Raw genomic sequence first — 14,097 nt, forward strand, 5'->3', positions numbered from 1 at the left:
TGTGGCGAATCAAAATCCGTAGAGCCGCGCCGGATTGTCGACCAGGATTTTCTTGCGCACATCCGCGTCCGGTGCCCACACCGGAAGCTGATTGAGGAGACGCCCGTCGTCGATCTGGTAGAGCGGCGCGACGTCGGTTGGCTTGCGTCCCTCGACGCGGCTCGAATCCGGATGCGGCCAGTCGGTGCCCCAGACGATGCGGTCCGCGTTCGCGGTGATCAGCGCCTGCGCGAACGGCACAATGTCCTTGTAATCGGGCGCGAGCGTTGACGAGCGATAGGCGCCCGAAATCTTGACATAGGCCTTGCCCGACTTCACCAGCGCGACGAGATCGGAGAAGCCCGGCTGCTCCAGGCCGCGCGAGGCTTCGAGGCCGCCGAAATGGTCGAACACGACAGGCACCGGCGCCGTCTCGACGAGGTCCTTGATCGCCGAGATCATCGGCAGCGTGGTGTAAAGCTGCACGTGCCAGCCGCGCGCCTTCATGCGCTCGACTGCGGCGGTGAAGCGCGGTCGGCCGACATTGGGGTCGTTGACGCCGCCGGTCGCGAGATTGAGGCGGACGCCGCGGAAGCCGTCCTGATGCATCGCGTCCAGCGCGCTCTCCGGCGTCTTGTCGTCGATCACGGCCACGCCGCGAGCATTGGCGCCGCGTGCTTTCATGCCGAACAGGGTCGACGAATTGTCGGTTCCGTAGACACTTGGGGTGACAATCACCACGCGTTCTATATGCAGCGACTTGTGCAGCGCGGCCATCTCCTCCGGAGATGCCAGTTCGGGCGTGTAGACACGTCCAGCGAAGAACGGAAACTTTTCGGGATCGCCGTGGATATGGGTGTGGCAGTCGCAGGCACGCAGCGGAACGTCGAAGTTGACCGGTGTCGCGGGCTGTGCCGCACGGGCGTGGGCTTTGTTGGACATGGCAACTCCGGCGGCAAGGGAGGCAAGCAGGACGCTACGTCGGCTGAGCATGGTTTCTCTCCCCGCTTTGCTATTTGGAGGTAGTGACACTATCACATCAGTCTGGAAGCTGCTCCGCTTCGCTGCATATCTGCTCGACGAGGCTCGCAAGCGGGCGTGAGCCGTCAACGCGCACCACCGGGGAGGGCAGGCCCGCGAGCCACGCTTCATCCTTTGCAAGACTGCGGCCTTCGCGATCTCCGGCTTCGTAGTGCGATGCCCATTCGACAAAAGATTCAGTCTCATCATGGCGCCAGCCGCCTGGCACGACAGCGTCAGCGCCGAAATGGGCGGCTTCGCGGGCGCGCAATCGCGTCAGCCGGATTTCGCGCGGCGTGCTCACGAAGACGACCAGATCGAAAAGCGGGACAAGCTCCTCGCCCCAGCCGGTGACGGTTCCGCTCAGCACCCAATCGAGACGCGGCAGAAACATTTCGCGCATCAGGCGCAGACGCTCGGCGGCGGGGCGCGTGGTCTGGTAGGGCGGCGCGGTCGGCAGCCAGAAATAATCATCGCTGTCGTGATGCGGTAGCGCAAGCCGGCCGGCGAGCGCGCGGCCGATCGTCGTCACGCCGGAGCCTGAAGCTCCCATCAGATGGATGCGGCGGCTCTTCATCGGCACCACCCCAGACGATTTGGAATTATTGCCCAGACGGCGTGCGCAGGCCGTGCCAGGCGTCGCGGACCTGTTGGTAGTGCACCTCGGGCAGATAGTCCGGCGTGTTCAGGCTCAAGGTCTTGACGTCGAGATGGCCGACGGCGCTGAGCAGCGTGTAGGAGGCGATCACGCGGTCGCGGCTGGCGCCGATCAGGCGGGCCTTGGCCTGGATCAAATCGGCCTGCGAGTTCAGCACGTCGACCGTCGTGCGCTGTCCGCCGGCGGCCTCGCGCTGCACGCCCTGGAGTGCGACGGTTGCCGCCTTCACCTCGGACTCGGAAGCGGACACCGCGATCTTGGCGCCTTCGTTGGCAACCCAGGCGCTGGTCGCCGCGGTGCGCGCCTGGTTGCGCACCTGATCGAGCACGAGCCGGCTCTGCGCCGTGATCTCCTTGGCCTGCCGGGTCTGCGCGGCAGCCTGGCCGCCGTCGTAGATCGGCGCAGTGACGTTGGCGACGATCGAGGCCTGGTCCTCGGCAAAGGTGCCGAGCGTCGGGTCGTTGTTGCGGCTCCGGCTGGCGCTGCCCTGGATGCTCGCGCTCGGCAGCAGCGCGCCTTCTGCGACGCGGATGTTGGTGGAGGCGACATCGACGTCGAAGCCCGCCGCCATCACCGCCGGGTGCTGACGGATCGCCATCATCAGCGAGTCTTCGCGGCTCTTCGGCAGATAGCGGTCGACGACTTCGGCGGCTCGAAGCTGCGACGGTGCATTGCCGATCACCTGCGCGTAGATCGCCTGGCTCACCGCCAGCGCGACTTCGGCGGCGTTGAGATCGGAAAGCCCGCGGTTGAGCCGCGCCTCGGCCTGGGCGCTGTCGGTCGGCGTGACATCGCCGGCGTTGAGGCGGCGCTGGGTGACGGCGAGCGTTTCGCGCAGGAACGAGACGTTGGAGCGCTGCGCCTCGACCAGCGACTGGTTGGCGAGCACGTTGGTGTAGGCGGTGACCGCGTCGAGCAGCACGCCCTGGCCGACATTGCGCAGTGCCTCGCGGCCCGACTGCACCTGAAGTTCTGCGGCGCGCACGTTGTTCGCGGTGCGGAAACCGTTGAACAGGGTCTGCGTCACAGTGACGCCGATGATCCACGGCTTCAGATTGGCGGTTTGGATGGTGTTGTCGGGCAGCAGATTGCGCACCGATTGCAGGCCGGCGCTGAGGCTTGCCACGATCTGCGGCCGATAGCCGGCGAGCGCCTGCGGCACGTTCTCGTCGGTGGCGCGCTGACGCGCGCGCTCGGCATTGAGCTGCGGGTTGGTCTGATAGGCCTTGGCGAGCGCCTCCGGCAGGGCTTCCGCCCATGCGGCGGAGGGCAGGGCGCAACAGAGCGCCAGCGTGGTCCATGTCGCGAGCACAGGAGCCACGCCCGATCGATGCCGCGTCATCACGCGACCAACTCTGGCGGCACGCCCAATCATGTAATCCCGCAAATCCCGGCTGTCCGCCCCCGCCGACGGCGGCTCTCTTAACTGTTTAACCAGCCGACGTCCCGCAGGCAAACTGCCGCGGGGAAAACCCCCATGTATTCCGTGCTTGTTGCAGGTGCGTCACACACCAATCCCCTCCAGGATGCGTTATAGGGAGCTTGGCGGCTTCCAATCCGTCAGGTGCCTGTCATGTAGTCCGGACCCCTCGGATGATGCCGAAGCTCTTCTCCGATTCCGATGCTCTCGCGGAGGAGATCGTTCGCGCTGTCGGAACCGATTTGGTGGTCGGACTGCCGCTCGGCCTCGGCAAGGCCAATCATGTGGTCAACGCTCTCTATGCGCGTGCCTGTGCCGATCCTGACATCAAGTTGACACTGCTCTCGGCGCTGACGTTGGAAAAGCCGAGACCGAAGGGCTTGATCGAGCACCGGTTCATCGCGCCCGTGATCGACCGATTGTTCGGCGGCTATCCCGATCTTGCCTATGCCGATGCGCTGCGCGAAAGCCGGTTGCCGCCCAACGTCGAAGTCGTTGAATTCTTCTTTCTGGCGGGACGCTGGCTGCACGTGCCGGCCGCGCAGCAGAATTACATCTCGGCCAACTATACCCATGCGGCAAGCTATCTGCTGGCGCGCGGGCTCAATGTGGTGACGCAACTGGTGGCCAAGCGCGTCGTCGACGGGGTGCCGCGCTACAGCCTGTCTTGCAACACTGACACGACGCTCGACGTGCTGCGTGAACGCCGCGCCGGGCGTGCATCGTTCAAGCTGATCGCACAGGTGAATTCCGAACTGCCGTTCATGCCGGGCGCGGGCGACCTTCCGGCCGATGAATTCAGCGCCGTGCTGGAGAGCGCTGCGACCGACTTTCCGCTCTTTGCGCCGCCGTCGGAGCCGATCTCCAACGTCAAATACGCGATCGGACTGAATGCGGCATCGCTGGTACGCGATGGTGGCACGCTTCAGATCGGCATCGGACAGATCGGCGATGCACTGGCGCAGGGTCTGATCCTGCGCCATCGCGACAGCGCAGCCTTTCAAAAAATCGTGGCTCGGCTGTCACCCGCACGACTGTCTGTCGCGCAGGAAGCCGGAGCCTTCGAGGTAGGGCTTTATGGCGTCAGCGAAATGCTGACCGAAGCCTTCATCGGCTTGATCGATGCCGGCATCCTCAAGCGTGCCGTTGACGGGGTGGTGCTGCACGGCGCCTTCTTCCTCGGACCGAAATCTTTCTATCGTGCGTTGCGCGAGATGTCGCCTGACCAGATCGCGAGCATCCAGATGATGCCGGTGTCGTTCACCAACGAACTCTACGGCGAGGAGGAACGGAAGCGCCGGGCGCGGATCGATGCGCGCTTCATCAACAACACGATGATGGCCACGCTCTTGGGCGCGGCCGTCTCCGACGGCCTCGACAACGGGCAGGTGGTGAGCGGCGTCGGTGGGCAATACAATTTTGTGGCGCAGGCTTTTGCGCTCGAAGGGGCGCGATCGGTCCTGACGCTCGAGGCGACGCGCCAGGCGGGCCGTTCGCTCAAATCCAACATTCTCTGGCGCTATGGGCACGAGACCATTTCCCCGGCACCTGCGGGATATCTTCGTCACCGAATACGGCGTTGCCGATCTCAGGGGGAAGTCGGATGCCGACGTCATCGCGGGGATGCTGGCGATCGCGGATTCGCGCTTCCAGGGCGAGTTGGTGCGGGTCGCGAAGGACGCCGGCAAATTGCCGCGCGGCTATGAGATACCGGCGGCCCACCGCGAAAACCATCCAGAACGGATCACGAGCGCGCTCGAGCCCGCGCGCGATGCCGGCCTGCTGCCGTCGTTCCCGTTCGGCTGTGATTTCACTGAGGTGGAACAGCGCCTCATCCCGGCGTTGGAGATGCTGCAAGGCGCGCAACGCTCGCCGCAGGCGTTGGCGAGCTTGCTGTGGCAGGGATTGATACGAACGCCCGACGGTGCCGATGAGGCGTGTCTCGCACGCCTCGGTCTTGATCGTCCCGCGACCTGGGCCGAGCGTGGATATCGCGCGCTCGTCAGCGCGGCCCTCGCACAGAGCCGCGAGACGTAGCCGCCTACCGGTTCTTGTTCACCGGCTTGCGCTTCTCGATGAACGCCGCCATGCCCTCGGAGCGGTCCTCCAGCGCGAAGGTCGAGTGGAACAGGTTGCGCTCCACGCTCATGCCCTCGGCGAGCGTGGTCTCGAAGGCGCGGTTGACCGCTTCCTTGGCCATCGCGACCGCGGGCCGCGACATCGCGGCGATCTTCTCGGCCGCAGCCATCACCTCGTCCATCAGCTTGTCGGGCGGCACGATGCGGCTGACGAGGCCGCTGCGCTCGGCTTCGGCTGCATCCATCATGCGGCCGGTGAGGCAAAGGTCCATCGCCTTGGACTTGCCGATCGCACGGGTCAGGCGCTGGGTTCCGCCGATGCCGGGGATGGTGCCGAGCGTGATTTCGGGCTGGCCAAATTTCGCGGTGTCGGCGGCGATGATGAAGTCGCACATCATGGCGAGCTCGCAGCCGCCGCCGAGCGCATAGCCCGCGACCGCGGCGATCGTCGGCTTGCGGCAGCGTGCGAGGCGGTCGCCGCCGATCGCGGCAAAATCCTCGGAAAACATGTCGATGAAGCCTTTCGGCTGCATCTCTTTGATGTCCGCGCCGGCGGCAAACGCCTTCTCGCTGCCGGTCACGACGATACAGCCGATGGCGTCATCGGTTTCGAGGTCGTCGACTGCCGCGGCAATCTCGCGGAAGACGCCGAAGGAGAGCGCGTTGAGCAGCTTCGGCCGGTTCAGCTTGACGATGCCGACCGCGCCTTTTCTTTCGACGATGATGTGTTCGAACGTGCTCATGCTCCACCCACGCTTTTTGATTGAGCGGGCAATGTGCCCGCTGGCGCGGTGGGCTTCAAGGGCCAAAGATGTTGGAAAAGTCGTCCGGAACACGCCGAGATGCGCGTTCCGGACGAGGTCCCGCGGGCCGGCAATCAGGCTGGATTCAAGCCATGAACATGCGCGCGGCGGAAGCCAGCGTCAGCAGTGTGCCGACGCCGATGAAGATCTTGCCGATCAGGGAGCTCTGGTCCCAGGCCGAGCTCTGCTGGCTGCTTGCCATCACCGGCGCCGGTCGGGGCTGCGCATCGGTTGCGGCAATCACCGCCTTTTGCGCCGGCGGGTTGTCCTGTTGCAAGGCGCGGTCGATGTCGTTGAGCTGATCGGGTGCGACGACCTGGCTCTCGGCGTTCGGGGCGGCGGTATTATCGGCCGCTGCCTGGACGTTGTCGTTGGCGCGGCCCGTCATTGCGGAGGCCGCAGCCGCGGTCGGCGTATCGGCGGCGGCGAGCTGCGCATTGGCGTTGGCGACTTCCGGCGACATCTGCCGCGAGGCCGGAACGTTGCTATTGTCGGCCTTCGCATCGTCGGGCGTTGCCGCGGCGTCCTTCTTGTCGGCCTTGTCGCCGGATTTCTGCGCCGTCTTGGTGGTGTCGCGATGGCGCGACGTCTGGCGCCGCTGCTTGCTCGGCTTGACTGCGTCCGCCTGGTTGCCTGCGCTGTCCGGTTTGCTGCTTGCGGCTGAACTCGGTGCCGCCTGTGCAATGCCCCCGAACAGCAAGAAAAGCCCGGCCAGGAGAATCAGGGCCGCGCGCCCGCTGGCTTTCTTCATGTTGACGATCTCCCCAATTTCGCCCGTCCCGGAAGCGAACAGAGACCCCGGGGCGTGACGACAGCGCGGCAAAAAATGGGAATCTTCGGGCTACACGGGGCAAAAGCGGGGCAAACTAGGCCCCTCGCGACCGGCCGGGTGCGGACAGCACCGATCGGTGTTATGAGCCGTCCCAGATTTTACGGCCATATCGGTCGCGTGGCCCAGCACAGATCACGAGTTCGTGATCTCAAAGGTGCCGCCGTAACAAATTGAAAGAACGGCCGAATTGCATGGTGAGGGCGCGCGTGCGCGGACGTGAGGACGAGTGGACCGGCCTGATGCGGTCGGCCATGGCAGGCGATGACGCGGCGTATCATCGCCTGTTGAGGGCGGTCACGCCTGTACTGCGCGCTGCCGCCAGGCGCGGCCTGGCGCGGGCTGGGCAGCCTCCCGACCAGGCCGAGGATATCGTGCAGGAGATTTTGTTGGCGGTGCATTTGAAGCGGCACACCTGGGACAGCGAGGCCCCCTTCGCCCCGTGGCTGTTTGCGATCGGCCGCAACAAGCTGATCGACATGCTGCGGCGGCGGGGCAGGCGAATTTTCGTCAACATCGACGATTTCGCCGAGACTCTGCCGGGCGAGGTGCCGCAGGAGACGGCCTCGGCGGGCGAGGTCGCCAGCCAGCTCGACACGCTGCCGCAACGCCAGCGCGACGTGTTGCAGTCGATCGCGGTCGACAGCACCTCGATCAAGGACACGGCGGCGAAATATTCGATGAGCGAGGGCGCGGTGCGGGTCGCGCTGCATCGCGGACTTGCGGCGCTGACTGCCAAACTGCGGGACCACTAGTCATGGATACCGATCAACTCATTCGCTCGCTCGCGGCCGATAACGCCCATCGCGCGCCGCGCGTCGGCGCGATGCTGACCATGGCGCTGCTGGTCGCCGCGCCTCTGTCGATCCTGATCTTCGCGACATTTCTCGGCGTACGTCACGACGTGATGAGCGCGATGCACAACCCGTTCTTCGACATGAAGTTCGCGGTCACGCTGTCGCTCGCGATCCCCGCGATCATCGTCAGCCTGCATCTGTCGCGCCCCGAAGCGTTGCTGCGTGGTTGGGGCTGGTTGCTGCTGCTTCCCGTCGGGCTGCTTGCGGTGGCGATCGGCAGTGAGGCGATGATGGCGCCGGCCATGCCGATGACGATGCGATTGATGGGCAAGAACTCCAGGGTGTGTCTGTTCGCAATCCCAGCGATGTCGCTGCCGCTGCTTGCGGGGGCGCTGTTCGGCCTGCGCCACGGCGCGCCGTCGCATCCCGCGCTCGCCGGTGCGCTCGCCGGCCTGGTGTCGGCCGGGCTCGCCGCGACGCTGTACGCCTCGCACTGCACCGACGATTCTCCGCTCTTCGTCGCGACCTGGTACACGCTCGCGACCGCGCTGGTGACCGCGATCGGCGCGCTGGTGGGGGCGAGGGTTCTGCGCTATTAGCTCGCCGGCCTCAGGCCGCCGGCGTCGGGCCCTGCTGCATGCGGTGGAAGCGCAGCACCTGCTGCGCGGTCGAGCCGCGCAGGGCTTCGTAAGCGTCGCGCAGCGTCAGCATGTCGGTCTGCGAGCCGCCTGAGAGCTTCTCGCGCAGGGCGATGATCGCGCGCACGCTCGACCATTGCATGGCCGCGACCTTGGCGAGGATCATCACGCCCTCGGTCCGGCTTTCGATCATCATGGTCTCGGCGGTCTCGACCGCGACGCCCGCAAGCGCCGCGAGCCCCGCATTGGTCTCGTCGAACTTGCCTTGCTCTGCGAAGGCGGCGACCTGGAATTCGGTGAGGCGGCCGTCCTCGTGCAGCGACTTCACCAGCGCGCGCGCCATTTCGGTCTGTCGGGTCATGGCGGCGGCGCGGACCCGCTGGGCCGCTTCCTGGACCACGCTGGAGACTTCGTCTGCGAGATCCGGATGCGCGGCTTCCAGCTTCCTGCGCACGCTCAAGGAGGCCTTCGCAATCAGCTTCAGATAGTGATGGCGCGGCAAATCGGGTCGCAAGCCGATGCAAGTGGCGAGATCATCGTCGCGTTCGGCGCGGGTGACGAGGTCGGTGAAACTTCCCTCGGAGAGCCGCGCGCCCGGATTGCTAACGGTCGATTGCACCACGCCCTCGTCGCCGCGGGTCACCAGCACGTCGGTCAGTGCTTCCGACAGCACCCGCCGCAGCGAGATCGCCTTGAGATGCGCCTGCCCTCTGGTGCGCGCGATCTCGATCAGGGTCGCTTCGTCCAGCCGTTCCGATTTCGACAGCACGGGGCCGGAGACCTCGATCACCTCGTCGAGCGCGAGCGTGCGGATGATCTTCGGCGGCGCAGTCGCGATCGGTGCGAGGCGGTCGGCGAGCAGCGCCCTGGCAGACGTCTCGATCTGCTCGATCAGGCATTGGAATATGTCGTCGAACACGCGGACGTGGTCGTCTGAATAGTCCACCGCATTACCGATGAAGAGATCAGTGACGCGGCGCAGCGTCTCGACCCGGCGCGCAACTGTGCCGTGCGAGAGCGCAGCTTGCAGTTCCTCGAGCAAATTCTCGGATGATTTTGGGGATTTCGATCTCATTGCCCTGTCCTGGAGCGTTCGGCCCGGCGATTGCTTCTGTCGCGCCGGGAAAAAATGGATTGGTCAGCTCGTTGCGATGCGGTTGCGCCCTTGTGCCTTGGCGGAATAGAGCGCGCTGTCGGCGCGCACGAGAAACGTGTCGGCAGTATCAAAGTCGCGGAGCGTCACGACGCCCGCGGAAATGGTCACGCGCATGCCCAGGGAGAATGCGCTCCAGTCCAGATCTGCGACGATGCCGCGCAGCCGATCGAGCATGCGCGACGCCGCCGCGCCATCCGTTCCCGGCAGCAGCAGCAAAAATTCCTCGCCGCCGTATCGGCCGAAGCAGTCGGCCGGGCGGATATTGGCGAAAATGGTGATCGCGAAGGTGCGCAGCACCTCGTCGCCGACGGGATGGCCGTGGGCGTCGTTGATGCGCTTGAACCAGTCGAGATCGATCAGTGCGATCGCGCAAGGGGTCGACGTCTGCCGCGATTTTTCGATCTCGGCGTCGAGAAGCCGCATGATGCAGCGGCGGTTGTAGGAGCCGGTGAGCTCGTCGAGCTCGGCCAGTTCCTCGATGCGCTGATAGGCGGCCTTCAGCTCGATGCTGCGCCGGTACAGGATCTTGCGGAGCGTGGCGCCGAACAGGCCGAGGAAGGCGCACTGGCCGATCACCAGCACGAAGCAGAGCATCGAGGCGGTCCGCTGGAGCCGCGTAGCAACGGGCATGCCGATCGGCAGGTCGGAGGCGAGGAAGACGGCGGCGAGGCCGGCGGTCGCGATTGCCCAGGTCAGCATCGCCTGGGCCGAGGTCATGCGCAGCGTGCCGAAGGCGAAAATCAGGAACAGCACGCTGAGGAAGGCGACGCCAATGGTCGGCACCGACAGCAGGAACACGAATTGCAGCGCCATATGCGCCGAGATCTGGAACACGGTGAGATAGTGGTCGGTTTGCCTGTCGCCCACGCCCGCTTCCGACATCACGACGAAGATGCCGATGATCGAGAGACCGCCGACCCAGAACAACGATGGAACGTTCATCGCAACGGCGCCGTCGTAGCCGTAGAGCAGCAGGACGAAGGCGCCGAGCGAGTAGCTGGCGACTTGGCCGATATACATCTGGCGGCGCTGCCGCGCCCGGCGCGCCCGCACCTGGGGCGCAGCTGCATCGGGCACGAGGACGAGATCCGCGACCTCAGCGGCATTCCTCTCGGGAAAGGACGTCGCGGCCGTGCTCATGGTCCCGCCAATGGTAGTTGTCAGCCCAAAAATCTACATGGCAAGCCTTTAGGTTTGGTATCCTCCGAAACCGAATCCGCACTGCCCAGCGCGGGAGCGGAGGACGGTCGCGACCGGCCGAGGATTTGTCGTCGATTAGGGATCGTGTGCGATGCGGTCGAGCCAAAGCATGGCTTCGGAAGACATACGTCGTGCAAGGCTGCTATGGTTCCAGCCATGTCGTGCTGTCCAAATTGGGACGGCGTTGCGCAGGAAAGTGCTTCATTACTATGTTACCGTTATTGAGCGAGGCGGCCAGCCGCGGGTGGCAAAAGGAAATTTCGCGCATGTGGGGTAGATCACACAGCCCCCCGTATGACTGCGGTAGACTGAAGAATTTCGTCCCTCCCGTCGAACCGTCTGCCGCATCGACCCGACCAACCTTGCGAGACGGCCGTTGAGCGTGACACAGGCGGCTTCGGACGAGGTCCTGATCGCCAGGATCGCTCAAGGCGACCGGCTCGCCATGCAGGTGCTGTACGGGCGGCACCATGTCAGGGTGTATCGTTTCGGTCTCCGGCTCGTGCGGGACGAGCAGGCGGCGGAAGACCTCATCAGTGAGGTGTTTCTCGACGTCTGGCGTCAAGCCGGCAAGTTCGAGGGCCGATCCGCCGTTTCCACCTGGCTGCTGGCAATCACCCGATTCAAGGCCCTGTCTGCGCTCCGGCGCAGAAAGGATTTTGAGTTGGACGACGACGCCGCGAACGCGATCGAGGACACGTCCGACAATCCGGAAACGGTGGTGCAGAAGAAGGATACCAGTGAAGCGTTGCGGGAGTGTCTGACGGGCCTCTCGCCGGACCATCGGGAAATCGTCGATCTCGTCTACTACCACGAGAAGTCCGTGGAAGAGGTGGCCGAAATCGTTGGCATCCCGGAGAACACTGTGAAGACGCGCTTGTTCTATGCGCGCAAGAAATTGGCCGAACTGCTGAAGGCAGCCGGCATTGAGCGAGGCTGGCCATGATGGCATTGAGCAAGAAGATGCTGGAGCGAGAACCCAGTGAGATCGAGATGCTGCTGCCGTGGCACGCCGCCGGCACGCTGAACGCGCGCGACGCCCGCCGCGTCGAGGAAGCGCTTGCGAGCGATCCCGACCTCGCCAGGCAATATGCGGCGATCCGCGGCGAGTACGAAGAGACCATTCATCTGAATGAGAGCCTGGGTGCTCCGTCGGCGCGCGCGATGCAGAAGCTGTTCGCCGCCATCGACGCCGAGCCGGCGCGGGCCGCCGGTTCGCTGCCGCTGTCGGCGCGCATCGCCACCTTCCTTGCGAGCCTGTCGCCGCGTACGCTGGCCTGGTCGGCGAGCCTCGGCGCCATGGCGCTGGTGCTGCAAGCCGGAATCATCGGCGCCGTGCTGACGAAGAACCAGACTGCGACCTTCCAGACTGCTTCGCTCTCGACCAGCGCGCCGATCACGCGCGAACTCGGTGCGACTGCCGCGCCGTCGCGCGCGCTGGTGCGCTTCACACCCGAGGCGCGCGTCGCCGACATCACGACATTGCTCGACAGCTACCAGGCTTCGATCATCGGTGATGCCAAGGGCGGCATGTTCCGCCTCCAGTTCGACAAGGCGATGAGCCAGGACGAACTCACCTCGCTGCTCGGCAAGATGCAGCGCGAGAAGTTCGTCAATTTGGCCGTCGCGGCACCCTAGACGCGCCGCTGAACCGATGATGCGCAAGTCCGAGAGCAGGTTACGCGCCGGGGCCTACGCTTCGTCGGTCGGAGCTACGCTGCTGCTCGCCGCCTGTCTCGGCGTCGAGGTTGCGCAGGCGCAGGCGATCATGCGCACGCCGACGATCAGCGTCCCCTCGCGCATGCCGACCATTTCTCCCGGCATCGCCGCGCGCGTCAGTCCGGGTGTTGCCGCCAGAGCGGTGGTCGTCGGCCGCGGCCCCGGCCCCGGCCCGATTGTGACATCGAGGATTTCGGCGCGGATGGCACCGACGCCGGTGCTGCCTTATGCGCGCTACTCCCCGAACCTCTATCCCGCCTGTACCGCGCCCTATCGCGACGCCAGCGGCGAGTGCCTGGCGCAGCCGAGCGCAGGCGGCGACGGCGCGGGCAAATCGGGCAAGAAGACTGCCGGCAAGGCGCGCGGCAACAACACGCCGGCCGCCGTGGACTTGCGCACCTTCGCCGACCAATTCGTCGCCGAGATCGATGGGGCGCTGTCGTTGGCCGAGGCCGACGAGCTCGCGCGCCGCCATGGCCTGACACGCGTGTCCTCCGAGAATTTTCCGCTGATCGGGGCAACCTTCGGACTGTTCCGCATCACCGACCGCCGCGTTTACGAGACCGTGCGGCGCGAATTCGCCGCCGACGGCAGCGTGCGCTCGGTCCAGCCGAACTTCCGCTACGTACTCCAGGACCAGAAATCGTCGGTGCCGAGCGAGGGAGATCCCGCGCAATATGCGTTGGCCAAGCTCCGCCTGCCGCAGGCACATGCGCTGGCGCATGGCGCCAACGTGACTGTTGCCGTGATCGATTCCGGCATCGACGCCCAACATCCGGAACTTGCCAATTCCATTGCCGAAAATTTCGACGCGCTCGGCAGCGCCGAGGCCCCGCATGTTCACGGCACCGGCGTTGCCGGCGCCATCGTGGCGCATGCCAAGCTGATGGGCAGCGCGCCCGAGGCGCGCATCATCGCCATCCGCGCTTTCGGCGGCACCACCGGCGGGGCCGAGAGCTCGTCCTACATCATCCTGCGCTCGCTGAACTATGCCGCCGAGCACGGCGCGCAGATCGTCAACATGAGCTTTGCCGGTCCCAAAGACGCGGTGATCGAGCGGGCCATCGCGGCGACCGCCGCGCGTGGCCTGGTGCTGATCGCGGCTGCCGGCAATGCCGGCGCGAAGTCGCCGCCGCTCTATCCGGCGGCCAATCCCAACGTGATCGCAGTCAGCGCGACCGACCAGCAGGACCGGCTGTTCACCGCCTCCAACCGTGGCAATTACATCGCGGTCGCGGCACCCGGTGTCGACATCTTCCTGCCGGCGCCTGACGGCAAATATCAGATGACGTCGGGCACCTCGTTCTCGGCCGCCTATGTCTCCGGCGTCGCGGCGCTGCTGCTCGAGCGCAACTACGCCTTGAAGCCGGAAGCGCTGCGCATGACGCTGGCGAAGACAGCGCGCGACCTCGGTGCACCCGGGCGTGACGATCTTTTCGGCGATGGCGAGACCGATGCGTTTGCCGCGGTCATGACCGTTCCCGCCAACGGCGCGACGCCGGTTGCGGCTGCGTCCGGTACAACAAAACGTGAAGATATCGAGAAGCGTCGCGACGAGCCTGGCCTCCGCGCAATAGAGCAACCCTCGTTGTCGAGCACCGGCGATAAAGCCACGGTTTCTCAGGCGGATAGGCCGGCGACGCGATAGCGGCTGCGACAACTTTGCGCGCGGTGCGAAGGTCGAAAAATCAAACGCCGCATTGAACGTTCGGCCCGCTGCCACGACCAAATTATGTGGGAGCGGTCATCCCTCCCCATAAGTCATATTAGGCGCGAGCGCCCATCCACCCCAAGCGCCCA

The 14,097-nt window shown here is 65.4% G+C and carries 12 protein-coding genes and 1 pseudogene; 6 read left to right on the forward strand and 7 right to left on the reverse strand.

The window, feature by feature from the left end; all coding sequences use genetic code 11:
• Positions 1-9: 9 nt before the first annotated feature.
• From ACVWW3_RS05480 to ACVWW3_RS05490, 3 genes are read right to left on the reverse strand one after another with little or no spacing between them, the layout of a single operon-like run.
• Complete coding sequence (locus ACVWW3_RS05480; RefSeq protein WP_456650681.1) at positions 10-972, reverse strand: amidohydrolase family protein; 963 nt, start codon at positions 970-972, stop codon at positions 10-12.
• Positions 973-1,018: 46 nt separating this feature from the next.
• Positions 1,019-1,576, reverse strand: a complete 558-nt coding sequence (locus ACVWW3_RS05485; RefSeq protein ID WP_456650680.1) for a hypothetical protein — start codon at positions 1,574-1,576, stop codon at positions 1,019-1,021.
• A gap of 25 nt (positions 1,577-1,601) precedes the next feature.
• Positions 1,602-3,032, reverse strand: coding sequence for a TolC family outer membrane protein (locus ACVWW3_RS05490; protein ID WP_247447794.1), 1,431 nt, complete (start codon positions 3,030-3,032; stop codon positions 1,602-1,604).
• 221 nt (positions 3,033-3,253) lie between these two features.
• Here ACVWW3_RS05490 and ACVWW3_RS05495 point away from each other — a divergent pair.
• Positions 3,254-5,114 (forward strand): annotated as a pseudogene (locus ACVWW3_RS05495) (acetyl-CoA hydrolase/transferase C-terminal domain-containing protein).
• A gap of 4 nt (positions 5,115-5,118) precedes the next feature.
• Here ACVWW3_RS05495 and ACVWW3_RS05500 read toward each other — a convergent pair.
• Entirely contained in the window at positions 5,119-5,898 is a 780-nt protein-coding gene (locus ACVWW3_RS05500) for an enoyl-CoA hydratase (RefSeq protein ID WP_456650679.1), read from the reverse strand.
• A 145-nt stretch (positions 5,899-6,043) separates the two neighbouring features.
• A complete protein-coding gene (locus tag ACVWW3_RS05505) occupies positions 6,044-6,709 on the reverse strand; it encodes a hypothetical protein (protein WP_456650678.1) in 666 nt (221 codons plus the stop codon).
• A 287-nt stretch (positions 6,710-6,996) separates the two neighbouring features.
• Here ACVWW3_RS05505 and ACVWW3_RS05510 point away from each other — a divergent pair, with 287 nt between their 5' ends.
• Both ACVWW3_RS05510 and ACVWW3_RS05515 read left to right on the forward strand, forming a co-directional pair.
• Positions 6,997-7,542, forward strand: a complete 546-nt coding sequence (locus ACVWW3_RS05510; RefSeq protein ID WP_456650677.1) for a sigma-70 family RNA polymerase sigma factor — start codon at positions 6,997-6,999, stop codon at positions 7,540-7,542.
• 2 nt (positions 7,543-7,544) lie between these two features.
• Positions 7,545-8,183 carry an NrsF family protein gene (locus ACVWW3_RS05515; RefSeq protein ID WP_247349884.1) on the forward strand — a complete coding sequence of 213 codons (639 nt, stop codon included), beginning with the start codon at positions 7,545-7,547 and terminating at the stop codon, positions 8,181-8,183.
• A gap of 10 nt (positions 8,184-8,193) precedes the next feature.
• On the opposite strand, the gene ACVWW3_RS05520 is transcribed toward ACVWW3_RS05515, so the two are convergent.
• Both ACVWW3_RS05520 and ACVWW3_RS05525 read right to left on the reverse strand, forming a co-directional pair.
• The gene (locus tag ACVWW3_RS05520) at positions 8,194-9,297 is read right to left on the reverse strand and encodes a DUF2336 domain-containing protein (protein WP_247447789.1); all 1,104 of its coding nucleotides are present in this window, start codon (positions 9,295-9,297) and stop codon (positions 8,194-8,196) included.
• A gap of 63 nt (positions 9,298-9,360) precedes the next feature.
• On the reverse strand, positions 9,361-10,518 hold the full coding sequence (locus ACVWW3_RS05525; protein ID WP_456650676.1) for a GGDEF domain-containing protein: 1,158 nt from the start codon (positions 10,516-10,518) through the stop codon (positions 9,361-9,363).
• Between the two features lie 436 nt (positions 10,519-10,954).
• On the opposite strand from ACVWW3_RS05525, the gene ACVWW3_RS05530 reads away from it, so the two are divergent.
• From ACVWW3_RS05530 to ACVWW3_RS05540, 3 genes are read left to right on the forward strand one after another with little or no spacing between them, the layout of a single operon-like run.
• The gene (locus ACVWW3_RS05530) at positions 10,955-11,524 is read left to right on the forward strand and encodes a sigma-70 family RNA polymerase sigma factor (RefSeq protein ID WP_247349887.1); all 570 of its coding nucleotides are present in this window, start codon (positions 10,955-10,957) and stop codon (positions 11,522-11,524) included.
• Positions 11,521-12,216 carry a hypothetical protein gene (locus tag ACVWW3_RS05535; RefSeq protein ID WP_456650675.1) on the forward strand — a complete coding sequence of 232 codons (696 nt, stop codon included), beginning with the start codon at positions 11,521-11,523 and terminating at the stop codon, positions 12,214-12,216. Before ACVWW3_RS05530 ends, ACVWW3_RS05535 begins: the two co-directional genes overlap by 4 nt.
• A 16-nt stretch (positions 12,217-12,232) precedes the next feature.
• Positions 12,233-13,945 (forward strand): S8 family serine peptidase, encoded by a 1,713-nt coding sequence (locus ACVWW3_RS05540; RefSeq protein WP_456671897.1) that lies wholly within the window; start codon positions 12,233-12,235, stop codon positions 13,943-13,945.
• Positions 13,946-14,097: the final 152 nt, after the last annotated feature.

It is taken from the genome of Bradyrhizobium sp. LM2.9 (assembly GCF_054056555.1).

What these genes read in the sequence shown, in the direction of transcription:
- ACVWW3_RS05480 (WP_456650681.1), bottom strand. Translation starts at nt 972, where the DNA reads ATGCTCAGCCGACGTAGCGTCCTGCTTGCCTCCCTTGCCGCCGGAGTT.
- ACVWW3_RS05525 (WP_456650676.1), bottom strand. Translation starts at nt 10,518, where the DNA reads ATGAGCACGGCCGCGACGTCCTTTCCCGAGAGGAATGCCGCTGAGGTC.
- ACVWW3_RS05515 (WP_247349884.1), top strand. Translation starts at nt 7,545, where the DNA reads ATGGATACCGATCAACTCATTCGCTCGCTCGCGGCCGATAACGCCCAT.
- ACVWW3_RS05500 (WP_456650679.1), bottom strand. Translation starts at nt 5,898, where the DNA reads ATGAGCACGTTCGAACACATCATCGTCGAAAGAAAAGGCGCGGTCGGC.
- ACVWW3_RS05505 (WP_456650678.1), bottom strand. Translation starts at nt 6,709, where the DNA reads ATGAAGAAAGCCAGCGGGCGCGCGGCCCTGATTCTCCTGGCCGGGCTT.
- ACVWW3_RS05490 (WP_247447794.1), bottom strand. Translation starts at nt 3,032, where the DNA reads ATGATTGGGCGTGCCGCCAGAGTTGGTCGCGTGATGACGCGGCATCGA.
- ACVWW3_RS05485 (WP_456650680.1), bottom strand. Translation starts at nt 1,576, where the DNA reads ATGAAGAGCCGCCGCATCCATCTGATGGGAGCTTCAGGCTCCGGCGTG.
- ACVWW3_RS05535 (WP_456650675.1), top strand. Translation starts at nt 11,521, where the DNA reads ATGATGGCATTGAGCAAGAAGATGCTGGAGCGAGAACCCAGTGAGATC.
- ACVWW3_RS05540 (WP_456671897.1), top strand. Translation starts at nt 12,233, where the DNA reads ATGATGCGCAAGTCCGAGAGCAGGTTACGCGCCGGGGCCTACGCTTCG.
- ACVWW3_RS05520 (WP_247447789.1), bottom strand. Translation starts at nt 9,297, where the DNA reads ATGAGATCGAAATCCCCAAAATCATCCGAGAATTTGCTCGAGGAACTG.